Source organism: Segeticoccus sp. (genome assembly GCF_035708005.1).
In genome coordinates, this window is sequence record NZ_DASSTI010000107.1 from 1 (window position 1) to 25353 (window position 25353).

The 25353-nt window shown below is 71.9% G+C and carries 20 protein-coding genes; 3 read left to right on the forward strand and 17 right to left on the reverse strand.

The window, feature by feature from the left end; genetic code table 11:
• From VFL99_RS10890 to VFL99_RS10915, 6 genes are all read right to left on the reverse strand, one after another.
• On the reverse strand, positions 1–242 hold a 242-nt coding region (locus VFL99_RS10890), incomplete at its 3' end, for a VOC family protein (protein ID WP_325106378.1).
• Positions 243–306: 64 nt separating this feature from the next.
• Positions 307–2475, reverse strand: a complete 2169-nt coding sequence (gene ligA / locus VFL99_RS10895) for an NAD-dependent DNA ligase LigA (RefSeq protein ID WP_414713743.1) — start codon at positions 2473–2475, stop codon at positions 307–309.
• 32 nt (positions 2476–2507) lie between these two features.
• Positions 2508–3482: a DMT family transporter gene (locus VFL99_RS10900; RefSeq protein WP_325106379.1), complete on the reverse strand. Its 975-nt coding sequence runs from the start codon at positions 3480–3482 to the stop codon at positions 2508–2510.
• Positions 3483–3631: 149 nt separating this feature from the next.
• Positions 3632–4639, reverse strand: a complete 1008-nt coding sequence (locus tag VFL99_RS10905; protein WP_325106380.1) for a uroporphyrinogen decarboxylase/cobalamine-independent methonine synthase family protein — start codon at positions 4637–4639, stop codon at positions 3632–3634.
• Between the two features lie 88 nt (positions 4640–4727).
• Positions 4728–5819 (reverse strand): tRNA 2-thiouridine(34) synthase MnmA, encoded by a 1092-nt coding sequence (gene mnmA, locus VFL99_RS10910; RefSeq protein ID WP_325106381.1) that lies wholly within the window; start codon positions 5817–5819, stop codon positions 4728–4730.
• On the reverse strand, positions 5819–7003 hold the full coding sequence (locus VFL99_RS10915) for a cysteine desulfurase family protein (protein WP_414713744.1): 1185 nt from the start codon (positions 7001–7003) through the stop codon (positions 5819–5821). The genes mnmA and VFL99_RS10915 overlap by 1 nt, the downstream gene beginning before the upstream one ends.
• A 157-nt stretch (positions 7004–7160) precedes the next feature.
• Between VFL99_RS10915 and VFL99_RS10920 the strand changes: the two genes are divergently transcribed.
• Entirely contained in the window at positions 7161–8111 is a 951-nt protein-coding gene (locus VFL99_RS10920) for a TIGR03557 family F420-dependent LLM class oxidoreductase (RefSeq protein WP_325106383.1), read from the forward strand.
• A gap of 36 nt (positions 8112–8147) precedes the next feature.
• On the opposite strand, the gene VFL99_RS10925 is transcribed toward VFL99_RS10920, so the two are convergent.
• The 3 genes from VFL99_RS10925 to VFL99_RS10935 form a co-directional block, all read right to left on the reverse strand.
• Entirely contained in the window at positions 8148–9707 is a 1560-nt protein-coding gene (locus VFL99_RS10925) for a SpoIID/LytB domain-containing protein (protein ID WP_325106384.1), read from the reverse strand.
• Positions 9708–9956: 249 nt separating this feature from the next.
• Positions 9957–10913 carry an electron transfer flavoprotein subunit alpha/FixB family protein gene (locus tag VFL99_RS10930; protein WP_325106385.1) on the reverse strand — a complete coding sequence of 319 codons (957 nt, stop codon included), beginning with the start codon at positions 10911–10913 and terminating at the stop codon, positions 9957–9959.
• A gap of 31 nt (positions 10914–10944) precedes the next feature.
• On the reverse strand, positions 10945–11739 hold the full coding sequence (locus VFL99_RS10935) for an electron transfer flavoprotein subunit beta/FixA family protein (RefSeq protein WP_325106386.1): 795 nt from the start codon (positions 11737–11739) through the stop codon (positions 10945–10947).
• 205 nt (positions 11740–11944) lie between these two features.
• On the opposite strand from VFL99_RS10935, the gene VFL99_RS10940 reads away from it, so the two are divergent.
• Positions 11945–13582 (forward strand): alkaline phosphatase D family protein, encoded by a 1638-nt coding sequence (locus VFL99_RS10940; RefSeq protein ID WP_325106387.1) that lies wholly within the window; start codon positions 11945–11947, stop codon positions 13580–13582.
• A 27-nt stretch (positions 13583–13609) separates the two neighbouring features.
• Here VFL99_RS10940 and VFL99_RS10945 read toward each other — a convergent pair whose 3' ends face one another.
• Together VFL99_RS10945 and VFL99_RS10950 are read right to left on the reverse strand one after the other, a co-directional pair.
• Positions 13610–14389 carry an enoyl-CoA hydratase/isomerase family protein gene (locus VFL99_RS10945; RefSeq protein WP_325106388.1) on the reverse strand — a complete coding sequence of 260 codons (780 nt, stop codon included), beginning with the start codon at positions 14387–14389 and terminating at the stop codon, positions 13610–13612.
• A gap of 51 nt (positions 14390–14440) precedes the next feature.
• Entirely contained in the window at positions 14441–14962 is a 522-nt protein-coding gene (locus VFL99_RS10950; protein ID WP_325106389.1) for a T3SS (YopN, CesT) and YbjN peptide-binding chaperone 1, read from the reverse strand.
• A gap of 35 nt (positions 14963–14997) precedes the next feature.
• Here VFL99_RS10950 and glgX point away from each other — a divergent pair, with 35 nt between their 5' ends.
• Positions 14998–17190, forward strand: coding sequence for a glycogen debranching protein GlgX (glgX, locus tag VFL99_RS10955; RefSeq protein WP_325106410.1), 2193 nt, complete (start codon positions 14998–15000; stop codon positions 17188–17190).
• Positions 17191–17358: 168 nt separating this feature from the next.
• Here the strand turns inward: glgX and VFL99_RS10960 are convergent, their stop codons facing one another.
• The 6 genes from VFL99_RS10960 to VFL99_RS10985 all read right to left on the reverse strand — a co-directional run bounded on the left by VFL99_RS10960 (position 17359) and on the right by VFL99_RS10985 (position 25307).
• Positions 17359–18753 (reverse strand): GH1 family beta-glucosidase, encoded by a 1395-nt coding sequence (locus VFL99_RS10960; protein WP_325106390.1) that lies wholly within the window; start codon positions 18751–18753, stop codon positions 17359–17361.
• Positions 18754–18805: 52 nt separating this feature from the next.
• Positions 18806–20809: a glycoside hydrolase 5 family protein gene (locus tag VFL99_RS10965; RefSeq protein ID WP_325106391.1), complete on the reverse strand. Its 2004-nt coding sequence runs from the start codon at positions 20807–20809 to the stop codon at positions 18806–18808.
• A 5-nt stretch (positions 20810–20814) separates the two neighbouring features.
• The gene (locus VFL99_RS10970; RefSeq protein WP_325106392.1) at positions 20815–21657 is read right to left on the reverse strand and encodes a carbohydrate ABC transporter permease; all 843 of its coding nucleotides are present in this window, start codon (positions 21655–21657) and stop codon (positions 20815–20817) included.
• The gene (locus VFL99_RS10975) at positions 21650–22627 is read right to left on the reverse strand and encodes a carbohydrate ABC transporter permease (RefSeq protein ID WP_325106393.1); all 978 of its coding nucleotides are present in this window, start codon (positions 22625–22627) and stop codon (positions 21650–21652) included. Before VFL99_RS10975 ends, VFL99_RS10970 begins: the two co-directional genes overlap by 8 nt.
• A 4-nt stretch (positions 22628–22631) precedes the next feature.
• Complete coding sequence (locus VFL99_RS10980) at positions 22632–23948, reverse strand: ABC transporter substrate-binding protein (protein ID WP_325106394.1); 1317 nt, start codon at positions 23946–23948, stop codon at positions 22632–22634.
• Positions 23949–24254: 306 nt separating this feature from the next.
• Positions 24255–25307 (reverse strand): LacI family DNA-binding transcriptional regulator, encoded by a 1053-nt coding sequence (locus VFL99_RS10985; protein ID WP_325106395.1) that lies wholly within the window; start codon positions 25305–25307, stop codon positions 24255–24257.
• Between the last annotated feature and the right edge of the window lie 46 nt (positions 25308–25353).

Consider the following 25353-nt stretch of genomic DNA (forward strand, 5'->3'; position numbering starts at 1 on the left):
GCGATCGAGAGGTGGTCGAGCCCCACCCTGGCCTCGTCGAACCGGTCGCCCTCGGGGGTGCGCTCATGCGCCTGCAGTCCGAGGACCACGCCGGGGCCCGCCAGCATCAGCGTGCGGCGCCAGCCGGGACCGCTCATGTCCGGGCCGCGCTTCATGCCCAGCGCATGCGCATACCAAGCGACGCTGGTCTCGAGGTCGGTCACGGTCAGGGTCACATGACTGAAGGCGTCGATCGTGGGCATGTCTTCATGCTGGCACCGAGGCCGCGCACCGGGAGGGCCGACCGCGGTCCGGAGCTGCCGGGCGTTAGTCGGGTGAGCCGGTCTGCAGCAACTGGACGAACCCGGCCTCGTCGAGCGTGGTGACGCCGAGCTGTTCGGCCTTCTCGGCCTTGGACCCGGCGTTCTCGCCCACGACCACGTAGTCGGTCTTCTTCGACACCGAGCCGGCTGCCTTGCCGCCGCGGGAGAGGATGGCCTCCTTCGCCGAGTCACGGGAGAAGCCCTCGAGCGAGCCGGTCACCACGACGGTCAGTCCCTCGAGCGTGCGCGGGGTCGACTCATCGACCTCGTCGGCCATCCGCACCCCGCAGGCGGCCCACTTCTCGACGATCTCGCGGTGCCAGTCGATCGTGAACCAGGCGGCCACCGACTCGGCGATGGTCGGCCCGACCCCCTCGACGGCCGCGAGGTCCTCCTCACTGGCCGACCGGATCGCCTCCAGGGAGTGGAAGTGCCCCGCCAGGGCGCGGGCTGCCGTCGGACCGACGTGCCGGATCGAGAGGGCCACCAGCACACGCCACAGCGGCTGCTGTTTGGCACCCGCCAGGTTGTCGAGCAACTTGTGCCCGTTGGCCGACAGCGTGCGCCCGTCGACGACCTCCTCGGCGGGGTCGGACTTCTTGGCCGCGCGGGTGTAGAGCGGCACCTGCACGAGCCGGGCCACGGCGGTCGCCCGGTCGCCGTCCTGCGGGGCCAGGGTGAACAGGTCGCCCTCGTCGTGGATCACCCCGGCCTCCAGCAGCGCGATCGAGCCCTCCCAGCCGAGCGCCTCGATGTCGAACGCGCCGCGGCCCGCGAGGGAGAACAGCCGCTCACGCAGCTGCGAGGGACAGCTGCGGGCGTTGGGGCATCGGATGTCCTTGTCGCCCTCCTTCTGCGGCGCCAGCTTCGTGCCGCAGGAGGGGCAATGCGTCGGCATCTGGAACTCGCGTTCGTCCCCGGTGCGCAGGTCGGCCACCGGCCCGACGATCTCGGGGATGACGTCACCGGCCTTGCGCAGCACCACCGTGTCGCCGATCAGCACGCCCTTGCGACGCACCTCGTGGGCGTTGTGCAGGGTCGCCATCTCGACCGTGGACCCGGCGACCTTCACCGGCTCCATCACGCCGTAGGGCGTCACCCGCCCCGTGCGCCCGACGTTGACCCGGATGTCGAGGAGCTTGGTGGTGACCTCCTCGGGTGGGTACTTGAAGGCGATCGCCCAGCGCGGTGCCCGTGAGGTGGAGCCCAGCCGACGCTGCACCGACACCTCATCGACCTTGACCACCACGCCGTCGAGCTCGTGCTCGACCGAGTGCCGATGCTCGCCGAAGTGCTCGACGAACGCCTGCACGGCGCCGAGGTCGTCGACCACCTTGCTGTGGCTGGACACCGGCAGCCCCCAGGCACGGAGCAGGTCGTAGGCCTCGCTCTGGCGCCGGATGTCGAAGCCGGTCCGGGCGCCGAGGCCGTGCACCAGCATGTGCAACGGCCGGCTCGCGGTGACCTTGGGGTCCTTCTGCCGAAGCGACCCCGCCGCCGCGTTGCGCGGGTTGGCGAACGGCGCCTTGCCCGCCTCCACCAGGGAGGCGTTGAGCTCCTCGAACGCCTCTACCGGGAAGAACACCTCCCCGCGCACCTCCAGCTCACCCGGGATCGGCACGTCGCCCTCGCCCTGCAGCTGGTGCGGGATGCCGTCGATGGTGCGCACGTTGTTGGTGATGTCCTCACCGGTGCGACCGTCGCCGCGGGTCGCGCCGCGCACCAGCCGGCCGTCCTCGTAGAGGAGGTTCACCGCGAGCCCGTCGATCTTCAGCTCGCACAGGTAGTGGAACGGCACGTCACCCAGCTCGCGCCGCACCCGGGCGTCCCACGCGGCGAGCTCCTCGATGCTGAAGACGTTGTCGAGGCTGAGCATCCGCTCCAGGTGGTCGACCGCGGTGAACTCGCTCGACCAGGTGCCGCCCACCTGCTGGGTGGGGCTGTCCGGTGAGCGGAGCTCGGGATACCGCTCCTCCAGGCCCTGCAGCCGACGGAACAGCTCGTCGAACTCCGCGTCACTGATGGTCGGCGCATCCCGGACGTAGTAGGCGAACTGGTGCTCACGCACCTCCTCGGCCAGCTGCGTCCACTCCTGGCGCGCCTCCTCCGGCGCGCTGGGCAGCTCCTCGGTGGCCGCGGCGGTCTCGGGGACGTCCGTCTCTGCGTCGCTCACGACGTCATCCTGCCGCACGCGGCCGACACCGCTCAGGCGTGGCGGCGCCGCGCCGGCATACCGATCAGTGCGGCCGCGGCCAGCACGACGACGGCACCGACCACCTGCTCGGGCCCCAGCCGTTCGTGCAGCACGACCATCCCGAGCGCGACCGACACCACGGGAATCAGGTAGGTCACGCTGGTGGCGACCGTGGGGCCGGCCACCCGCACGACGTCATACTGCATCGACATGGCCAGGCCGGTGCCCACGACACCGAGGGCGAGGACGGCGGCGAGCGCGGCCCACAGCGTCGACCCCGACCCCGTCACCGACCAGGGCGCGGCCACGGAGCCACCTCCCTGCCAGATCCACCAGCCGAGCAGCACGAGGAGGACCTCGGCCGACGCGGTCAGCAGCTGACCGGCGGGCGCCGAGAGGCCCTGGAGCTCACCGCCGGTGAGGTAGCGCTTGGTCCACGTCCACCCCACGCCGTAGGAGGCGCCGGCGGCGAGCGTCATCCCGAAGCCCAGCAGGTCGGGCCGGCTCGAGCTCGCCCACGGCTCCATGATCACGAGCACGCCGAGGAAGCCGATGAGGACGCCGACGACCTTGCGGGCCGGCACCTTCTCCGCGGGCAGGAGCGCGAGCGTGACGAGCACGGCGGCGATCGGGGTGACCGCGTTGCCGATACCGGCCAGGGCGGAGCTGACCCGCTCCTCGGCCACCGCGAAGAGAGTCCACGGCAGGGTGCACGCGAAGAAGCCGGTGACCGCGAGGTGCCCCCACGTGCGGGCGCCGCGCGGCAGGTGCCCACGCCCGATCAACAGCACCGCGGTGAGCACGGCAGCGCCGGAGAAGACACGGAGGGCGGCGACCTGCAGCGGCTCGAGGCCGCGCAGACCGAACTTGATGAGCAGGAAGCTCGAGCCCCAGATCGCGGCGAGGGCAAGGAACTTCGCCTGCCACGGGACGCGCGTCGCCGCGAGGGGCGGGGGCGCCGACCGGGTCGGCACGGTGGTGGTCATCGGGTGGTTTCCCGTCACGGCGTTCACGAGGTGGTCAACCAGCGGCCGACGGGCGGAATGCCCTCCGAGTGCCTCAGATCCGCCTCAGATTTGAAGGGTCGAGCCCACCTTAGGACCGGCCACCGACCCGGCGGACGAGACTGAGGTCCTCAGGCCCCGGCCGCCGTCTCCGCGAGCGCCCTCGCGACGTCGCGGACCAGCCGCTGAATCCGGGCGGCTCCGTCGGTCGCGGCGGAGGCGAGCCCGCACGCCGGGGTGACGGTGAGCCCGCCCAGCTGCGTGGCCGGCATACCGACGTCGTGCCAGGAGCGGGAGGTGCGTTCGACCACCTCGCGCACGGTGGGCTGGGACGCGCCGTCGGTCGCCACGGTCCCCAGCCACACGTCGGTGCCCGACTCGACCGTCGCGGCGACGGACTCCCAGCCGCGGGCGTCGAGGGCGGTGGCATCCAGGGCGATCGCGTCGGCCCCGGTGGACCGCAGCAACGGCAAGGGGACGGCGCGGTCGCAGCAGTGGATGACGGTCTGGTCGGCCCGGTCGCGGACCGCCTCCAAGGCGGTGCGCAGTCCGTCGGCCGCGACGGACGGGTCGACCGCGCGCAGCCGGCCGTAGCCGGAGGCCGTCGGCAGCCGCCCGGCCAGGACCGCGGGCAGCGAGGGTTCGTCGAGCTGTATGACGACCCGCGCGTTCGGGACCAACCTCGCCACGGCCTCCAGGTGGTCGCGCAGCCCCTCGGCCAGGGAGGCGGTCAGGTCACGGCAGGCGCCCTCGTCGACGACGGCGCGCTCGCCGCGGTTGAGCTGGACCGAGGCGGCCAGCGTCCACGGTCCGGCGGCCTGGACCTTGAGCGAGCCGGTGTAGCCGTCGAAGGCCTCGGCGAGCTCGTCGAGGTCCCGGCGCAGGAACGCGCGGGCGCGGTGGAGGTCGCGGCCGGGGCGGTCGACGAAGCGCCAGCCTGACGGCTGCAGGTCCACCGGCAGCCCCACGAGCAGGGCCGCGCCCCGGCCGATGAGGTCGGCGCCGGGGCCGCGGGCCGGCAGCTCGGGCAGGTAGGGCAGGTCGTCGTCGGCGAGCAGGTCGCGGACGGTCGTGAGCGCCGCTCCGATGTCGTCGCCGGGCCAGGAGCCGATGCCGCTCGCCCTGCAGGTGCCAGTCACGGCCCCGACCTTACGGCCGCGCCGCCCGGCGTCTCCGCGGCGGGGCCGCCGGGGGCTGGCCGCGAGAGGTGACCCGCTCGGCCACTTCTCAGCGGGCGAGGTGAGCGGAGGAGATGGTGGCGGAGCCGACCACGCGCGTGCCGTCATACAGCACGACGGACTGGCCGGGGGCGACCCCTCGGATGCGCTCCTCCAGCCGCACCTCGACCCGGTCCCCGTCGGCCCGGGCGGTGGCCGGCACCTCGGCGCCGTGGGCACGCACCTGTGCCCCGACGCAGACGATGCCCTCCGGCGGCTGCCCGCACCAGCGCGCGTGGTCCCCGGTGAGGGCGTCGACGCCGAGCAGCTCCTTCGGCCCCACGACGACCGTGTTGGTCGCCGGCTGCACGTCCAGCACGTAGCGCGGCTGCCGGTCGGCGGCCGGCCGGCGCAGGTTCAGCCCGCGCCGCTGCCCCACGGTGTAGGCATAGGCGCCCCGGTGCTCCCCCACCACCTCGCCGGAGGCGTCGACGATCTCGCCGGGACGCTCCCCCAGCCGCTCGGCGAGCCAGCCGCGGGTGTCACCGTCGGAGATGAAGCAGATGTCGTGGCTGTCCGGCTTCTTCGCGACGTAGAAACCGCGCGCGGCCGCCTCGTCGCGCACCTGCGGCTTGGTGGAGTCCCCCAGCGGGAAGAGGGCGCGGGCCAGCTGCTCCTCGTCGAGCACGCCGAGCACGTAGGACTGGTCCTTGGCCGGGTCCACCGCCCGGTGCAGCTCCCGCCGGCCCGAGGCACTCGACCCCGAGTCGACGATCCGCGCGTAGTGCCCCGTCGCGACCCCGTCGAAGCCGAGGGCGAGCGCCTTGTCCAGCAGCGCGGCGAACTTGATCCGCTCGTTGCAGCGCAGGCACGGGTTGGGGGTGCGCCCGGCGGCGTACTCCGCGACGAAGTCCTCGATGACGTCGTCCTGGAACCGCGCCGCCATGTCCCACACGTAGAACGGGATCCCGAGCATGTCGGCCACCCGCCGGGCGTCGCCGGCGTCCTCGATCGTGCAGCAGCCGCGGGCGCCCTCGCGCAGCGTCTTGGCCGACCGGGACAGGGCCAGGTGCACCCCGACCACCTCGTGCCCGGCGTCGAGGACGCGTGCCGCCGCGACCGCCGAGTCCACCCCACCGCTCATCGCGGCCACGACCCGCATCAGCCGGCCCTCCTCGCGCCTCCAAGGCCCGCGCCCCCGGTCGCGTCGTGCGCCCGCTGCGCCCGTTCGACGGCGCCCGGCAGCGCGGCCAGCACCGCCTCGACGTCGGCCTCGCTCGAGGTGTGCCCCAGGGTGAGCCGCAGGGCGCCGCGGGCCTCCTCCTCGGGCACGCCCATCGCCAGCAGCACGTGGCTGGGCTGGGGCACCCCGGCCTGGCACGCGGACCCGGTCGAGCACTCCACGCCGACCGCGTCGAGCAGGTAGAGCAGCGAGTCCCCGTCACAGCGCGGCACCCGCAGGTGCACGTTGCCGGCCAGCCGTCGCTCGGCATCCCCCGGCGCGTACGCACCGCTGACCGTGATGCCCAGGCCCAGGTCGAGCGCCCCGCGCACCAGCCGGTCCCGGAGCGCGACCAGCCGGGCGGTCTCCTCCGGCAGGGTCCGCACCGACTCCTCGACGGCCACCGCGAACCCCCGTATGCCGGGTGCGTCCACCGTGCCGCTGCGCAGCTGCCGCTCCTGCCCCCCGCCGAACAGCAGCGGCACCACCGGGGCGTCCCGCCGAGCCACGAGCGCCCCCACGCCGACCGGCCCACCCAGCTTGTGCGCGCTGACCGTCACCAGGTCCGCGCCGCTGGCGGCGAAGTCGACCGGGGTGTGGCCCGCCGCCTGGACGGCGTCGGTGTGGAACGGCACCCCGAACTCTGCTGCGACGGCGGCGAGCTCGGCCACCGGCTGGATCGTGCCGACCTCGTTGTTGGCCCACATCACGCTGACGAGGGCGGCCGATTCGGGCTCGGCCGCCAGGGCCGCCCGCAGCACCTCGGGAGCCACCCGCCCCTCGGGGTCGACCTCCAACCAGCTGACCCGCGCCCCCTCGTCCCGGACGAGGTGCTCGACGGTGTCCAGCACCGCGTGGTGCTCGACGGTGGAGACCAGCAGCCGGGTCCGCCGCGGGTCGGCGGCACGCCGTGCGCGGAAGGCGCCCTGCAGGGCGAGGTTGTCCGACTCGGTGCCGCCCGAGGTGAACACCACCTCCGAGGGCCGGGCCCCCAGGGCGCCGGCGATCTGCTCGCGGGACTCCTCCACCACCCGCCGGGCGGCGCGGCCGGAGCCGTGCAGCGACGAGGCGTTGCCCACGGTCACGAGCTGCTGGGCCACCGCCTCGACGGCGGCAGGCAGCATCGGGGTGGTCGCCGCGTGGTCGAGGTAGGCGCGGACCTGCGGGATGGGCACCGCAGCAGTCTACGTGCGCGCCCACGAGGCCCCCGGGCGTGGACCGCGCACCGGACGGGTAGGAGACCAGACGCGTCACCCGACCGAGTCGATCGAGGAGCCACTCATGAAGTTCGGTTACGCCCTGTCCTGCGAGGAGTACGGCCCGCAGGAGCTGATCGAGCAGGCCAAGCTGGCCGAGGAGACCGGGTTCGAGGCCCTGTGGATCAGCGACCACTTCCATCCGTGGAACGACGCACAGGGACAGAGTCCCTTCGTCTGGTCCGTGATCGGTGGCATCTCGCAGGTGTGCAGCCTGCCCGTCACGACGGCGGTGACCTGCCCCACCATCCGCATCCACCCGGTGATCGTCGCCCAGGCGGCGGCCACGTCGGCGGTGCTGACCGGCGGCCGGTTCACCCTCGGCGTCGGCACCGGGGAGAACCTCAACGAGCACGTCCTCGGCGACCGCTGGCCGAACGAGGCGCAGCGGCTGGAGATGCTGGCCGAGGCGGTGGAGGTCATCCGGTTGCTGTGGAGCGGTGAGCAGGTCTCCCACGAGGGCGCCCACTACGACGTGGACCGGGCGCGCCTCTACACCCTGCCCGACGAGCCGCCACCGATCTTCGTGTCCGCGTTCGGGCCGCGGGCGCTGGAGGTGGCCGCCCGGATCGGCGACGGGTTCATCACGACCTCACCGGATGCCGAGATGCTGAACACGTTCCGCGAGCTCGCCGGCCGCAACCTCCCGGCGAAGGTCAGCACGAAGGGCAGCTACGCGCCGACCAAGGAGGAGGGCGTGGAGCTGGCGCACCGGCTCTGGTCGAACGGCGGCCTGCCCGGTGAGCTCGCGCAGGAGCTGCCCACCCCCGGGCACTTCGAGCAGGCCAGCCAGCTCGTGACGATGGAGTCCACCGAGAAGTCGGTGCCGTGCGGCCCCGACCCGCAGGCGTACATCGAGAACCTGCGCCCGTTCGTGGAGGCCGGTTTCGACGAGGTGTACGTCACCAACATGGGCCCGCACTGGGCTGATGCGATGCGCATGTATGCCGACCAGATCCTTCCCGAGTTCCGTTGAGCTGATGAGATCTTCAGGAGGTGAGCGGTCGTCCGCTCACCCCACGGAGGGGAGCACGCGCCATACCGCGGCGTCGACCACTCCGGTGACCGGCAGGCCCCGCTCCCGCTGGAAGGTGAGCACCGCGTCGCGCGTCATCGGACCGAAGTAGCCGTCGGCACCGACGCCGAGCGCCTCCTGCAGCACGACGACGGCCGACCCCACCGACCAGAGCTGCAGCGTGGTGCCGGCATACGCGGCATACGGGTTCTTCGCGCTGCCGGCGGCAAGGACCGGCGAATCAGCACTGCCCGCAGCGAAGTTCACGAAGGTGCCGCGCAACCCGTTGCGGTAGGCGGGCCAGGGGTAGCTCGCCACGAGCGCGTCGGCCGTGACGTAGGCGGACCGGTAGCGGCCCAGGGCATCCACACCCTCGATCAGCACGTGCCGCACCCGACCGCCCCAGGCGCCCTGCCCGTCCCGGTCGACCACCTGCAGTCGCTGCACCTTCGTGATCCCGTAACGCTGCTCGAGCACGGACGCCGGCAGCTGCGCCGTCCAGGCGTGCAGCGGGTCGTCGACGGCGTCGTAGGGGTCGGCCTTGCTGGGCAGGTAGGGGTAGCCGGGCGCGGCGACCGTGCGTCCCCCGTTGCTGGCCGAGAACATCGTGAGCGCCAGCGCCCCCTCGTAGGTCAGCACGCGCCCGGCCGTGGCGGCCACCGCGTCGTCGGTCGCCGCCGTCTCCACCGGCGTGAGCACGCCGGAGGCCGACACGGTGCCCACCCCCGGGTAGACCTGACAGGCCGTGGTGTCGCACACGTCATACGGACCGCCGCGGCCGACCGACCGCAGCGCGAAGGTGCGCGCGGCCACCGCCTGGGCCCGCAGCGCCGCCCGCCGGAACCAGCCCGGCGACTCGCTCGGCACGACCGAGCGCAGGTAGGCCTCCAGCCCGACCCGGTTGACGGTGCTGACACGGGTGCTGCTGGTGCGCACCGCCTGCAGGGTGCCGCGATAGGCGCGCACGGTGCCACCCGGCAGCACCAGGCGCACGGGGGTGCGACCGCTGGAGAAGGTGACCGGGCAGGGCACCGTGGCCGTCCCGGCCACCAGCCGGTATGCCGACCACGCACCACTGCGGTAGCCGTCCAGCCGGCAGCCGGCGGAGCCGGCTCGCACCCGCCAGCGGCTCGGGCCGGTGGGCAGGGTCTTGACGACGCTGCCGGCGCGGACGGCCAAGCCGGGCGTCCGAGCCACCTCCAGCACCCCGTCGGTGTCGGCGCTGATCCCCACGCGCAGCAGGCGGTTCGGGGTGGACACGAGCGTGGTGCCCGGGTAGTAGAAGGACAGGATCCGGCCGTAGCCGAGGCCCGCCTTGGCGGCGCCGTTGGCGCCGTACTGGGACAGGCCGATGCCGTGGCCCCAGCCCCGGCCCTCGAGGGCGAAGACCCCACCGGCGGGGCGGTTGACCACCGTGGCACCGGGCATGGCCGGCGGGTAGGGAGTGCTGGCGAGCGCCGCGGGGGCGCTGGCGAGCAGGACGGGCGCGGCGCCGATCGCGGCGGCCACGGCGAGGGCCGTGGTGCGGGGGCGCGCAGAGGGCAGGGTCAGGCGCACGGCCGCAGCCTTCCGGGCGGGGCTCTGGGTGGCCCCCGCCCGGACGGCGGGGTGGCACTTGCTGCCAAGGGTGGGGAGCTCGGGCCCCGACTCGCGCCGGGGCCCGGACCTCCATCGTGTCGCGGTGGTCCGAGCCCCAGGGATCGTCCGTTCGGCTACTTCGCCGTCATCGTTCGTCCACCGTCGGCGTGTCGCGCACCGATTTCCGCCGAGGTGTGCTGGGCCGATCCAGCCGCGCTGTTCGCGGGGTCAGCCCTTGGCCTTGGTGATCTCCTCGGTGGCCTGGGGCAGGACGGTGAACAGGTCGCCGACCACGCCGAAGTCGACGAGGTCGAAGATCGGGGCCTCCTCGTCCTTGTTGACCGCGACGATGGTCTTGGAGGTCTGCATCCCGGCGCGGTGCTGGATCGCCCCGGAGATGCCGGCGGCGACGTACAGCTGCGGGGACACCGTGGCACCGGTCTGCCCGACCTGGCTGGAGTGGGGGTACCAGCCGGCGTCCACCGCGGCGCGGGAGGCGCCCACCGCCGCACCCAGGCTGTCGGCGAACGCCTCGACCGGGGAGAAGTCGCCGCCGGTCCCCCGGCCGCCGGAGACCACGATCGCGGCCTCGGTCAGCTCCGGGCGGCCCGACGCCTGCTTGGGGCTGCGGTCGGTGATCCTGGCGGTCTTCGCGGCCTCGGACACCGAGACCTCGACCACCTCATCGGCGGCCGCGCCCGCCACCTCCTCGGGGGTGACCGCGTTCGGCTTGACCGTCACGATCGGGGTGCCGTGGGCGATGCTGGCGGTGACCGTGTAGGAGCCGGCGAAGACCGACTGCACGGTGCGCACGCCGCCGTCGCCGGCCTGCACGTCCACCGCCTCGGTGATCAGGCCCGAGCCGGTCTTGACCGCCAGCCGGGCGGCGACCTCGGTGCCGTCCGGGGAGGCGGGCAGCAGCACCGCCGCCGCCGAGGTGCGCTCCACCAACTCGGCGAACACCTCGGCCAGCGGCGCGACCAGGTAGTCGGTCACCTCGGCCGACTCCACCCGGTAGACCTTCTCGGCGCCGTAGCGGGCCAGCGCGTCCTTGGCCGCCTCGAACCCGGCGCCGACGAACACCGCCGAGGGCTCCCCCAGCCGGCGGGCGAGGGTGAGCAGCTCGAGGGTGGTCTTGCGGACCTCGCCCTCGACGTGGTCGACCAACACGAGAACTTCCGACATCAACGTTTCCTCTCTCGAATCGTCGAGCTGCTCAGATGAACTTCTGCGCGGCCAGGAACTGCGCCAGCTTGGCACCGCCGTCACCCTCGTCGGTGACGACCTCGCCCTTGGTGCGCGGCGGGCGCTTGTCCACCGACTCCACCGTCGTCCACGCCGCGGCCAGGCCCACCTGGGCGGCGTCCACGCCGAGGTCGGCCAGCGACCAGGTCTCCACCGGCTTCTTCTTGGCCGCCATGATCCCCTTGAAGGAGGGGTAGCGCGGCTCGTTGATCTGGTCGGTCACGGACACCACCGCCGGCAGCGCCGCCTCGATCGTCGCCGAGGCCACGTCCCCGTCCCGGCGGATCCGCACCGTCCCGTCCTCGACGGTCAGCTCCGAGGCGAAGGTCACCTGGGGCAGGCCCAGCCGCTCGGCCAGCATCGCCGGCACCACGCTCATCGTCCCGTCGGTGGAGGCCAGCCCGGTCAGCACCAGGTCCACCTGCCCGACCTTCTTGATCGCCTCGGCCAGCACCAGCGAGGTCGCCACCGCATCCGAGCCGTGGATGGCCTCATCGAGCACGTGCACACCCTTGTCGGCGCCCATCTGCAACGCCTTCTTGATCGCGTCGCCCGCCTGCTCCGGGCCGACGGTCAGCACGGTGACCTCCCCCTCCGCACCAGCAGAGGCAGCGGCCTCCTTGATCTTCAGGGCCTCCTCCACCGGGTACTCATCCAGCTCGGACAGCAGCCCGTCCACGCCCTCCCGGTCCGTCGTGGTGTCCTCGTTGAACGTGCGCTCGGACTGAGCGTCCGGCACGTGCTTCACGCAGACGACGATGTTCATGGTCTGGCACGCCTCATTTCCTGTCGGTCCCGTCACCTGGCGGCCCGCCGGTGACGACACCGGCCGACCTTCCCGGCCCATCCTGACAGCCCCCGCGACGCCACCACAGGCCGGTGCGCGGCGGGCCCCGGACGACTCGAGGTTACTCACCAGTAGCATCGACCTCCGACCTCGGGGTGGCCGGTGCTGCTGGTAGACAGTCCGCATGGGTGAGCTCCTCGTCGGCCCCGTCCTGCGGCACGTCAGCGCGTCCGACGCGACCGTGTGGGTGGAGACCAGCGAGCCGGGCGTCGTCGAGGTGCTCGGCCACCAGGAGCCCACGTGGACGGTCTCCGGTCACCACTACGCCCTCGTGCACGTCACCGACCTGCCCGTCGGGTCCACCACGGCGTATGACGTGCGCCTGGGTGGTGAGCTCGTGTGGCCCGTTCCCGAGGACCCCCACCCCGCACCGGTCATCCGCACCATCAGCCCCGACGCCCCGATCCACCTCGTCTTCGGCTCCTGCCGGCACGCGACCTCCGGGGCGATGAACGACCAGCGCTACGGGTCGGACTCCTTGGACGCCTACGCCCGCCGCCTGGCCGGCCTGCCGCACGAGAAGTGGCCGACGGCACTGCTGCTGGTCGGTGACCAGGTCTACGCCGACGAGACCTCCCCCAAGGTCCGCGAGCAGATCCGCCGGCGGCGCTCGGTTGAGGAGCCGCCGGGCGAGCAGGTCAAGGACTACGAGGAGTACACGTGGCTCTACCTGGAGTCCTGGACCGACCCCGAGGTGCGCTGGCTGCTCTCGACCGTGCCGAGCTCGATGATCTTCGACGACCACGACGTCCGGGACGACTGGAACACCTCAGCGGTCTGGCGCCGCGAGATGCAGGCGACCTCGTGGTGGGAGGAGCGCATCATCGGGGGCCTGTCCTCCTACTGGGTCTACCAGCACCTCGGGAACCTCTCCCCGGAGGGCCTCGCCAGCGACGAGCTCTACCAGAAGGTCCGCGCCCACGGCAGTGACGCCTGGCCCCTGCTGCGCGAGTTCGCCCGTGACGCCGACCGCGAGGCCGACGGCGCCAAGGGCGCCCAGTGGTCCTACCGCCGCGACCTGTGCCGCACCCGGCTGCTCGTCGTGGACTCCCGCTGCGGCCGGATGCTGGAGGCCGACGACCGCTCGATGCTCTCCGAGCGGGAGTGGTCGTGGGTCGAGGCCCAGGTCGACGGCGACTACGACCACCTGCTGCTCGGGACCTCGCTGCCGTGGCTGCTCCCGCGGGCGCTGCACGACCTGGAGTCCTGGGACGAGCGCCTGGCCGGCGGCACCAAGGGCCCGACGGTGGCCCGGTTCGGTGAGTGGCTGCGCCAGCGCGCCGACCTGGAGCACTGGTCGGCGTTCCGCGGCTCCTTCGACCGGCTCGCCGCCCTGCTCGCCTCGGTCGGCCGCGGGGAGCGCACCGCGGGTGGCCGGCCGCCGGCGACGATCTGCGTGCTGTCGGGGGACGTCCACCACGCCTACGTCGCCCAGGCCCACCTCGGCCACTCGGTGAAGTCGCCGGTCTACCAGCTCACCTGCTCACCACTGCACAACTACGTGCCGCCGCTGATGAAGAAGGCGTTCGAGGTGACCTGGAGCAGGGTGACCGAACGGGTCACCCGGCTGCTGCTCGGCACGGTGTCGGACGTCCCACCGCTGCGCTTCCACTGGGACCGGCTGGAGGGTCCCTACTTCGGCGACCAGATCGCCACGCTCACCCTGGACGGCCGTAGCGCCGAGCTGGTGCTCGAGCAGGGCCAGCGCGGCCCGGACGGCCCCGTCCTCGGCGCCCGGTTCAGCCGCCTGCCCCTCGCCTGACCCGCCACCCCTCCGCTCGGTGGGAACTCAGCGGCCGGTGAAGGTGGCCTTGCCCGGCCCCCGCTCGGCGAACGAGGTCATCCCGATCCGGGCGTCCTCCGTCGCGAAGAGGCCGGCGAACACGGCCGCCTCGAGGCGCAGACCGGTGCGCAGGTCGACCTCGAGCCCCCGGTCGATCGCCTCCTTCGCGGCGCGCAGGGCGTAGGCCGGTCCGGCGACGTAGCCCTCGACCCGCTGGCGCGCCGTGGCGTAGACGTCGGCGGCGGGGACGACCTCGTCGACGAGCCCGATCCGCAGCGCCTCCTCGGCCCCCACCTGGCGCCCGGAGAAGATGAGGTCCTTCGCCGTCGCGGGCCCCACCAGCCGCGGCAGCCGCTGCGTGCCACCAGCGCCGGGGATGAGCCCGAGCAGGATCTCGGGCTGCCCGAGCTTGGCGTCGTCGGCGGCGACACGGAAGTCGCAGGCCAGCGCCAGCTCACAGCCGCCGCCGAGCGCATAGCCGGTGACCGCGGCGACGGTGGGCTTGGGGATGTCGGCCACAGCGGTGAAGCACGCCTGCAGCTCGTGGGCGCGGTCGACCATGTCCGTGTAGGACATGTCCTTCATCTCCTTGATGTCCGCACCCGCGGCGAACACCTTCTCCCCACCCCAGACGATGACCGCGGCCACGTCGGAGCGGCCGGACGCCTCGACGGCGGCCTGCCGGATCTCCTCCTGGACCTGGGAGTTGAGGGGGTTCAGCTTGGGTCGGTCGATGCGGATCGTGCCGATGCCCTCGGCGACCTCCAGCCGGACGAACTCACTCATTCCGGGCCCCCGCGAAGTGTCGAAGCGCAGCGGAGAACGTCGTGGGGTGAATCACGCCGGGCCCACACCCGGGCCGCCGGGCTCTCCCGGACCGGCGTTCGGGTCCGACGCGGGGGGCTGCTGCGCGGAGGTGCCACCCTCGTCACCCATGATGTTCTGGTGCCACATCTGAACTGCGGAGAGGATGAGCTGGGTGGTGACCTGCAGCAGGGCCTTGATGTCGGTCTGCTCGGTCACGACGTGCTCGGCGGTCACCACGAGGGTGCCGGCGGCGATGCCGGCCTTGACCACGTTCAGCCCGAGGGTGAGGTCGTTGCAGGCATTGAGCTGGGTGAGCAGGTCCTGCGGGATGTCCTCGCCGATCTGCCACTGGCCGAAGACCCGCATGATGTCGAAGTCACCCTCCATGCACCGCACGAAGAGCTGCTGGCCCTGCACCTTGAACGCGACGTCGCCGTCGGAGTCGATGTCGGGCCGGTACCCCTCGTCCTGCAGCGCGTCGAGGACCCGGCCGCGCAGCGGGTGCTCGTCGCCAGGGGGCGGGAAGTTGGGCAGCGAAGTGGGATCAGTCATGCGCCCCAACCTAACGAGTCGTTGACGTGATCACCATGTCGCCCCTGCGCCCCTCCCCCGACCTCGCGCCGCCGCTCGGCGCGACCCTGTCCGGTGACGGCGCCCACTTCGCCGTCTACGCCGGACACGCCGAGGCCGTCGAGCTGTGCCTCTACGACGCCGACGACCCCACCGGTGCCTCCGAGCGCGTGCTGCCGATGCCGCACCGCGCCCACGGCACGTGGTTCACCCACGTCGCCGGGGTCGAGGGAGGCCAGCGTTACGCCTTCCGCGCACACGGCGCCTGGGACCCGCACCGTGGGCTGCGCTACAACCCGTGCAAGCTGCTGCTGGACCCCTACGGCCGCGCCGTGGACGGGCAGGTGCGCTGGGCCCCCCCGGTCTTCGGGCACGCCGTCGACGACCGGCTGCACGGCGACGGTGAGGCGCGCGACGACCGGGACAGCTCGGCATACGTGCCGCGCAGCGTGCTGCTCGGCGACGACTTCGACTGGGGCGACGACAGACCGCCGCTCGTGCCGTGGGCGGAGACGGTCGTCTACGAGGCGCACGTCAAGGGCCTCACGGCCCGTCACCCGGCCGTGCCCAAGCCGCTGCGCGGGACGTATGCCGGTCTCACGCACCCGGCCGTGCTCGAGCACCTCCTGTCCTTGGGCGTGACCACGGTCGAGTTGCTGCCGATCCACGCCTTCGCCTCCGAGCCGGCGCTGGTGCAGCGGGGCCTGACCAACTACTGGGGCTACAACACCCTCGGCTTCTTCGCCCCGCACCCGGAGTACGCCGCAGCGACCGACCCGCAGGGCGTGCTCGATGAGGTCAAGGGCATGGTCAAGGCCCTGCACGCGGCCGGGATCGAGGTGCTCCTGGACGTCGTCTACAACCACACCGCCGAGCAGTCCGGCCACGCCGGGGGCACCCTGTCGTGGCGCGGTCTGGACAATCGCGCCTACTACCGCCTGGACGCCCGCGGCCGCGACATCGACGTCACCGGTTGTGGCAACACGCTCGACCTGCGGCACCCGATGGTGTGCCGGATGGTGCTGGACTCGTTGCGCTACTGGGTCGAGCAGGTGCACGTCGACGGTTTCCGCTTCGACCTGGCGGTGGCGCTCGCGCGCGGCCGCGACGACGGCTACGACCCGGACCACCCGTTCCTCGTGGCGCTGCGCACCGACCCGGTGCTGTCCCGGGTGAAGCTCGTCGCCGAGCCGTGGGACGTCGGGGTGCACGGGTGGCGCACGGGGCAGTTCCCGCCGCCGTTCGGGGAGTGGAACGACCGCTACCGCGACACGGTGCGCACCTTCTGGCTCGCGGACGTGGCCCGGGACCGGCGCGGGGAGCCGGGCCACGGGGTGCGGGACCTCGCGACGCGGCTGGCCGGCTCGGAGGACCTGTTCGGCAGCAACTACACGGCTGACCGCGGCCCCATCGCCTCGATCAACTACGTCGCCGCCCACGACGGGTTCACCCTCGCCGACACCACGGCCTACGAGCACAAGCACAACGACGCCAACGGCGAGGGCAACCGGGACGGCCACGACGACAACCGCTCGTGGAACCACGGTGTCGAGGGCCCGACCACGGACCCGCCCACCCGCGCCGCGCGGCAACGCTCGATGCGCAACCTGCTCGGCACGCTGCTCACCGCGACCGGGGTGCCGATGATCAGCTCCGGCGACGAGCTCGGCCGCACCCAGCGGGGCAACAACAACGCCTACTGCCAGGACAACGAGATCTCGTGGCTCGATTGGGAACTGCAGCCCTGGCAGGAGGACCTGCTCGAGACGGCCCGGTTCCTGACCCGGCTGCGGCGGGAGCACCCGGTGCTGCGGCAGCGCACCTTCTTCACCGGCCGCCCGGCCCGCCGGGACGGCACCGCCTACCTCGACTGGTTCGCCGCCGACGGTGCGCCGATGCACGCCGGCCTCTGGGAGGACGGGCGGACCCGGACCCTGGTCATGTTCCTCGACGGCGGCCCCGTCGGTGACGGGTCCCTGCTGATCGTGTGGCACGGCAGCACCCACGAGCGGGAGGTGACCCTGCCGACGATCACCGGCGTCACGGCATACCGGCTGCTGTGGGACAGCGCCGAGCCGCGGCCGGACGCGCCAGCCACCCCGGACGACGAGCCGCGGCCGGACGCGCCGGCCACCCCGGACGAGCTGCGCCCCGGCGCGCACGTCTGCGTCGGGGCCGACTCCCTGCGGGTCTACACCGCCCTCCTCTGACCCCGCGCACCCTGGCTCTCTCCCTGGCGTCCGCGCGCACGTGGGTGCCGCCCACGCCCCCCTCGCCGATCTCGGGAGTTTCCCCCAGATCTCGGGAGTCTCCAGCCGATCTCGGGACTTTCCGCTCGGAAAGTCCCGAGATGCGCGGGAAAGCCCCGAGATCGGCGGTCAGCTCGCCGCCGCCCGCCGGTGGTCGCGGATGACCCGCTGGTACCACTCGAAGCTCGACTTCGGGATGCGTTGCTGCGTCTCGTAGTCGACGTAGACGATGCCGAACCGCTTCGCGTACCCCTCCGCCCACTCGAAGTTGTCCAGCAGCGACCAGCAGTAGTACCCGCGGACGTCGACCCCCTCCGCGGTGGCGTCGGCGACCGCCCGGAGGTGGTTCTCGAGGTAGCGCATGCGGTCCGGGTCGTGCACGTGCCCGTTGGCCGCGACCACGTCGTCGCAAGCCCGCCCGTTCTCGGTGATGTAGACCGGCGGCAGCTGCGGGTAGCTGTCGTGCAGCCAGCGCAGCAGGCGACGCAGGCCGTCGGCATCCACGGGCCACCCCATCGCGGTGCGTTCCTCATCGGAGTCGACCACGTCCTCGTAGCCGAGGTCGTCGGCGGTGCGCGAGGCCGGGTCCTCGACCTGGTACGGCGCAGCCCGGACCCGGCTGGGGAAGTAGTAGTTGACGCCCAGGAAGTCGAGCGGCAGGCCGGTGATCTCGAGGTCGCCGTCGCGCAGCCACCCGAAGTCGGTCAGGGCTGCGTAGGTCGAGCGGGCGAGCTGCGGATAGCGGCCGGCGAGAACCGGATCCGTGAACAACAGGTTCGACAGGAGCAGCGCGCGGTCGGCCGCGGCACGGTCCTGCTCCCGGTCGCTCACCGCGGAGACGGGCTGCAGGTTGAGGGTTGCCCCCACCTGGGCGCGGTGGGCGGCCGCGGCGCGGATCCGCTGGACCGCCAAGCCGTGTCCCAGCAACAGGTGGTGTGCCGCCGCGAGGGCACCGTCCCCCTCGCGGGCGCCCGGCGCGTGCCGACCGGTGGCGTAGCCCAGGATCGAGGAGCAGAACGGCTCGTTGATGGTGATCCACCGAGTCACCCGGTCGCCCAGCGCCTCCTGCGCGATCTCCACGTAGTCGGCGAAGCGCTCCGCGGTGTCCCGCACCCGCCACCCACCGGCATCCTCCAACGGCTGCGGCAGGTCCCAGTGGTACAGCGTGACCGCGGGCTGGATCCCGTGCTCCAGCAAGGCGTCGACCACCCTGTCGTAGAACGCCAGCCCCCGCGGCTCGGCAGGGCCCTTGCCGTCCGGCTGGATCCGCGGCCACGCCAAGGACAGCCGGTAGGAGTCGACGCCGAGGTCGGCCATCAACGCGACGTCTTCGGCATACCGGTGGTAGTGGTCGCACGCGACGTCACCGGTGTCGCCGTGGACCACCTTGCCCGGCGTGTGGCTGAAGGTGTCCCAGATCGACGGACCGCGGCCGTCCTCGTGGACGGCCCCCTCGATCTGGTACGACGCCGTCGCGACACCGAACTCGAAGTCCGCCGGCAGGTTCAGGCGCTGCTCGCCCATGTGCCCACTCCCTTCTGTCTCACGCGTTCCGCGGCACAGCGCTCTGGCCGCCTCATCCGCGCAGGTCCTGCTCATCCGTCACCAACTCCAGCACGGACACGCCGTATGCCGGCACAGTCACCTGCGTGACTTCCGCGGCGGGGTGGTGCGGGGTGCCTGTCTGGTCCACCGGCACGGCCCGGACACCGGCCGCCAGGGGCAGCGACACCGACTCGGGCCGGTCCGACTCGCTGACGAGCCAAGCGAACCGGTGCCCGTCCGCACGGGTGAACCCGTCGACGAGGATGCGGGGCGAGGCCACGTGCAGCGGCCGCTCGACGCCCGCCTCGGTGGCCAGCGCGTCGTAGATCCGCCAGGTGTCCTCGGGGTTGCTGTCCGGCCGCGCCGCCCCGAAGTACTCGATCGGGTAGGTCGACAGCACCGCCTGCCCGGCACCGATCCGATGACGCGTCAAGGCGATCCGGCCGTGCTGATCACGCGCGATGACCTCGGCCCCGTGCGCGACCACCGGGAGGAAGGTCCTCGCATTCGGCCCCCCGGCGGCGGGGAACGTCAGCTCCTCGCCGGTGGACAGCCCCCCGAAGTCCCGCTCCACGTGCCAGGTCACCACCTCGTCGTGCACCGGGTTGGCCCGTCCGTAGGCCAGCTGGTGGCGCACGCCGAACAGCTCCGTGGCACCCGTCCACCAGGGGCCACGTTGGAAGTCGACCTCGCCCGAGCCGTAGGACACGAAGACGGTCGCGCCCTCGCACGCTCGATCGCGCAGCTGGTGCCAGCCGGGCGCGGTGAGCTGCTTGACCGACGGCAGGAGGTAGAGCCGGTGGCCGGCCGCGACCCCGTCGCGCTCCCGCACCAGGTGCGGCGGCAGGTCCGCCTCCCGGGCGGCGATGTGCGCCTGCTCCAGGCAGCGGAACACGTAGGTCCGCTCCTCCTCCTGCTGGGTCAGGGGCTCGGTGCACTCCAGGTAGCTCGGGACGACGAGCGCCACCTGGCTGGGCCAGCGCTCGCAGCGGGTGAGGTCGACGGTGTCGAGGACGCGCCGAAACCGCTGCAGCTCCACCAGCGGCGGCTTCGGGCGCCCGTCGGCGGTGGTGATCCCGAAGTGCATCTCGAACGCATGGTGGCTGTACGGCGCCTGATCGGCGAGGTTGTCGTAGTCGGTGTTGTTCCACGCCAGCCAGCCCGAGGCGCCGGCGAGCAGTGACAGGTGCAGCACCTGGCGGTAGTAGTGGGCCGCGTGCTCGTCGGAGGCGAACTCGGAGGTGAGCCCGAACTCCTCGAGCACCACCGGCCGGCTGCCCACCGCCGCCAGCTCACAGGTGAAGGCCGCCTTGAGGTGCTGGCGCAGCACGTCGTCCTCCATCGGGTAGACGTGCGGGCCGACGAAGTCGGTCACGCTCGCGAGCTCGCGGACGGAGAAGCCGTTGTCCTGCCCGGTCACCTCCACGCCCCACGCCCCGTCGCCGACGGAGACCGGCTGGTGGCCGCCGCCCGCGCGGACGGCCTGCAGCACCAGCTCGGCCCACGCGGTGACGACCTCTGTGGGGGCGGCGCCGCCGTAGATGGGCATCTCGTTCGTGAGCAGCCACGCGGCCACGGCCGGGTGGTCGGCGAAGCGCTGCACGACGCTGCGCACGTACCACGCCTGTCGGGAGACCAGCCAGGTGTCCCGGTAGAGGTCGCGCCCCCCGCGCCAGGACGGGTCCCAGTTCTCGCCCGACATGTGCCCGACGAGGAAGGTCGGGATCGTGTGCATTCCCAGCTCGTGGTGCAGGTCGAGGAAGCGTGCGAAGCGACCCAGCACCGCCTCGTCGAGCACGTCCGGTGCCGGCATGGCGTCGGGCCAGTAGAGGAAGGACCGGGTGGTGTCCAGCCCGTGCTCCCGCAGCACCAGCAACTCCTCGCGCCACGTCTCGTCGGCGTCCTGCCGCCACATGAGCGGCCCGCCGCAGCGGGACCAGAAGTTGGCACCGAGCCAGGAGGTGGGCGCGCCGCGCTGCCGGACGGCCGCGAACGGCCTCGGCGCGGGCGGTTCCGTGTGCCCGGTGTCGTCCACGACGCCTACTTCACCGAGCCGGAGGTGAGCCCGGCCACGAGGTACTTCTGCAGCAGCAGGAAGCCGACCACGACCGGCACGCTCACCACGAGCGAGGCCGCCATGACCTGGTTCCAGTAGACGTTGATGGCCGTCGAGTAGTTCTGCAGGCCGATCGACAGCGTCTTGGTCGAGTCGTTGGTCATCTGCGACGCGAAGAGCACCTCGCCCCACGCCGTCATGAAGGCGTAGACCGCCACGGCGATGACGCCGGGCCGGGCGGCCGGGAGGACCACCCGGAAGAGCGCCCCCATCGTCGTCGTGCCGTCGATGCGCGCGGCCTCGTCCAGGTCGCGCGGGATGCCGTCGAGGTAGCTCGCCAGCATCCAGATCGAGAAAGGCAGCGAGAAGGTGAGGTAGGTGATGATCAGGCCGAGCCTGGTCTGGTAGAGCAGCGTGAAGCCCAGCGTCTTGTCGATGTTGGTGAAGATGAGGAACAGCGGCAGCAGGAACAGGATGCCGGGGAACATCTGGGTGGACAGGACCGCACCGGTGAACACCCGCCGGCCGCTGAACCGGTAGCGGGAGACCGCGTAGCCGGCGAAGATCGCGATGATCACGCTGAACACCGTCGACACCGTGCAGACGATGAGGCTGTTGACGAAGTAGCGCGCCAGCGGCACGGTGCTCCAGATCTGGACGAACGGCGCGAAGGTGGGGTGCGCAGGCCACCAGTGGAAGGCGCCCTGCACGTCGCCCAGCGGCTTGATCGCACTGGTGAGCATCGCGTAGAGCGGCACGACCGTGAACAGCCCGAGGACCACCACGACCACCCAGCGGAAGACACGGAACGACATCGGCTCACGCACGGCGGGACCTCCGGGTCGTGACGGCGAGGTAGAGGGCGGTCACCACGAGCAGGAAGAGGAGCAGCAGCACCGACATCGCCGAGCCGAGGCCGAAGTTCCAGTTGATGAACGAGTTGCCGTAGATGTGGATCGAGATGATGTCCGCCGAGCTGGGCGCGGTGGGGCCGAAGAGCACGAACGGCGTGTTGAAGTCGTTGAAGGTCCACAGGAACAGCATCAGCAGCAGCACCGTGTTGACCGGCCGCAGCGACGCCAGGGTGATGTAGCGGATCTGCTGCCACACCCCGGCGCCGTCCACCGCGGCCGCGTCGTAGATCTCGTCCGGGATGTTCTGCATGCCGGCCATGAGCATGAGGAATGCGAACGGCCACGAACGCCACAGCGCGACGACGGTCATGGACACGAAGGCGTTGTTGCCGATCAGCCAGAACGCGGCGTGGTCGAGGACGTGCAGGTCGTTCTGCAGCACGTGGTTCACGAGGCCGTTGTCCCGCTGGAACATGAAGCTCCACGTGATGACCGCGGCGTAGATCGGCAGCGCGTAGGGCACCAGGAACAGCGTGCGCAGCACGCCGCGCCCGCGGAAGCTGCGCTGGAGGACGACCGCGGCGGACATCCCGAACAGCCACGAGAACCCGACCACCAGCACCGTGTAGGCCGCGGTGACGCCGAACGAGCGCAGCAGGTCCGAACCCAGCGGGCCGGAGAAGTCGAGCGCGACCTGGTAGTTGCCGAGGCCGGCATACGGCGCTGCCGACCAGTTGGCGATGAAGAACTGCGTGAGCTTCACGAAGCTCATCCACACGCCCACGAACATCGGGATGATGTGGATCAGCAGCTCGAGGATGACGGCCGGCAGCACCAGCAGGTAGGGCGTGGTGTGCCGCCACGTCAGGCGGTGCCGATGCCGGGCACCCGACCCACGCGAACGCGCGTGGGTCGGGTGGGGCGTCGTGCGGGCAGTGGTCAACGGCTCAGCCGGCCATCTTGTCCTGCGCGGTCTGCAGCGCCCGCTTCACGTCCGCGGAGCTGACCTTCTTGCCGGTGGCGGCCTGGGCGAGCAGCGTGTTGACGGCATTGCCCACGTTGGTCTCGTAGGAGGACTCGGCCGGGACGAGCGGCAGGGGCACGGCCTTCGTCGCCAGGATGTGCTGGAAGGTCTGCGCCTCCTGCGGGTTGGAGGTGAAGTCGACCTTGCCGTTCTTCACCACAGGCAGCGCCGTGTACGGCTTGTCGAGGATGGCCTGCTCCTCCGGGCTGGTCAGGAACTTCACCAGCTTCAGCGCACCGGCCTTGTTCTGGGTGTTCTTGAAGATGGAGATGTTGATGCCGGCCACGAAGCTGGCGACGTCCTTGCCCCCGGGCGGCAGCGGGCTGGGGGCGGGGATCGCGACGACGCCGTACTGGCTGGTCTTCATGCCGTCGGCCTGGAGCGTGTTGTCTGCGTTGTTCTGGCTCATCAGCATCGCGGCCTTGCCCTTGGCGAAATCGCCAGGAGCCTCGGGGCCATTCTTGTACTGCACGCTGCTGGGGTTGACCACGCCGTTGCTCATGAGGTCGACGTACTGCTTGACACCAGCCACCATGCCGGGAGTGGTGAACGTCGGGTTGCCTTGGGAGTCGAACGGATCGGCACCGTGCTGCTGGCCGAAGATGAAGGCGAAGTGCACGCTCTCGGTGTAGCTGCCACCTTCCATCGCCATGCCGTAGACACCCTTGGACGGGTTGGTCAGCTTGTGCGCGTCGCTGACGAGCTCCTGCCAGGTCGTCGGCGGCTTCAGGCCGGCGTCGGCGAACATCTTCTTGTTGTAGTACAGCCCGTAGACGAGGCCGTAGAGCGGGACGGACGTGGGCGTCTTGCCCGGCGCACCGCCTGTGGCGAACGAGGCCGGCACGAACTTGTCCTTGCCGCCGATGGCCTGCAGCGCGGACTTGTCGAACGGCATGAAGGCACCGGTCGCCTGCAGCGAGGCAGCCCAGGTGTTGCCGATGTTGAGCACGTCCGGGCCCTGCCCGCTCGTGGTGGCGGCGAGGATCTTGTTGAGCAGGTCCGGCCAGCCGATGACCTGCAGCTTGACGTTGATGCCGGTCTGCTTCTTGAACTTGGCGAGCTCCTTGCCGAGGACCTGCTTGTCGACCTCGATGCTCGCGCCCTGGTTGCTGGCCCAGTAGGTCAGCGTGCCACCGGACCCTCCGGACCCACCGGAGCCGCCGCTGGCGCCGCCGCCGGCAGCGCCGGAGCTGCCGCTGCCGCTGGCCTGCGTGCCACCTCCTCCGCCGCAGGCGCTCAACGCGAGGACCATGGCCGCGGCCGCGGCCGACGCGGTGACGATCTGAGTTGTTTCGCGGCTCCTGAGACGTCGCCGCTGACCTGTTTCGCGGCTCCTGAGACGTCGCCGCTGACCTGATTCGCGGCTCCTGAGACGTCGCCGCTGGGCGTTGACGGGAACTTTCACAACGGACTCCCTGAACTGAGGCGATCGGAGCTCGGCGACCGACCGGCTGTGCCTCCCATTGCAGCACTTACCCGGTTCAGTTGTCAGGGGGTTGTTGCCCAACCGTTATGTATGCAGTTTCCATGAGTCAGGAGCGCCCGCTCAGCGGACGGCGGCCGTGGAATCGCGCTCCCGCAGCGCCGAGGCCGCGACCTGGACCGGGCCTGGCTGCTTGCCGTCGACGAGGTCCAGGAGCAGGCGGGCCGCCGTGGCGCCGTAGGCGGGGGTGTCCCGCCACAGCGCCGTGATGGTCGGACGCGTGACGCAGGTCAGCGCGGAGTCGTCCCAGCTGACCACGGAGACGTCCTCCGGGACGCGACACCCGGCCTCCGCGAGCGCGCCCATGCCGGAGACGGCCATCACGTCGTTGCCGTAGACGATCGCCGTCGGGGGTTCCGGTGCCCTCATCAACCGGGCCGTCTCCTCCCCCGCCTGCGGGCCCGTGTAGTCCGCCGCCACCGTGGTGACCTCCATGCCCCGGTCGCGCGCCGCACGGCGCACGCCGCGGCGCCGTCCCCGCTCGTGCGCGAACTCGAGCGGCCCGCTGATGTGCGCGACCCGGCGGTGCCCGAGCCGCGCGAGGTGCTCGACGACGATCGCGGCATCGGCGGCCTGGTCGGTCCACAGGCAGGGCAGCTGCGCCGCCTTCACCGGGCCGCCGCAGAGCACCGCGGGGACGCCGAGCCGAGCCACGGCGTCGACCCGCGCGTCCCGGTACCGCTCGTCGACCATGAGGACGCCGTCGATGCGCCGCTCCCCCCACCAGCGCTCGTAGGTGGCGATCTCCAGCTCTGGGTGGTCACCGATCACCTTCAGCAGCAGGCTGCCCCCGGAGCGGTTGAGCACCGACTCCACGCCGGCCAGGAACCGGATGAAGAAGGTTTCGGCGGTCAGCACGTCGGTCGGGCGCGACAGCACGAGTCCCACCACCCCGGTGCGGGCGCCGGAGAGCGCCCGGGCGCTGCTGCTCGCGTGCCAGCCCCGCTCCCTGGCGAGGTCCAGGACGCGTTGGCGGGTGTCCGCGGCGACGCCCGGCAGCCCGTTCAGTGCGTAGCTCACCGCCGCCTTCGAGATGCCGAGCTCGCGGGCGATGTCGGCCATGCGGACGCGGGGGCGCGCCGTCGCCTGCTCGACGGACGACTGGTCCTGCACCATGGCTCCACCCTCTCGCTGAGAGGCCCATGGTACTGAAGCGGTTCAG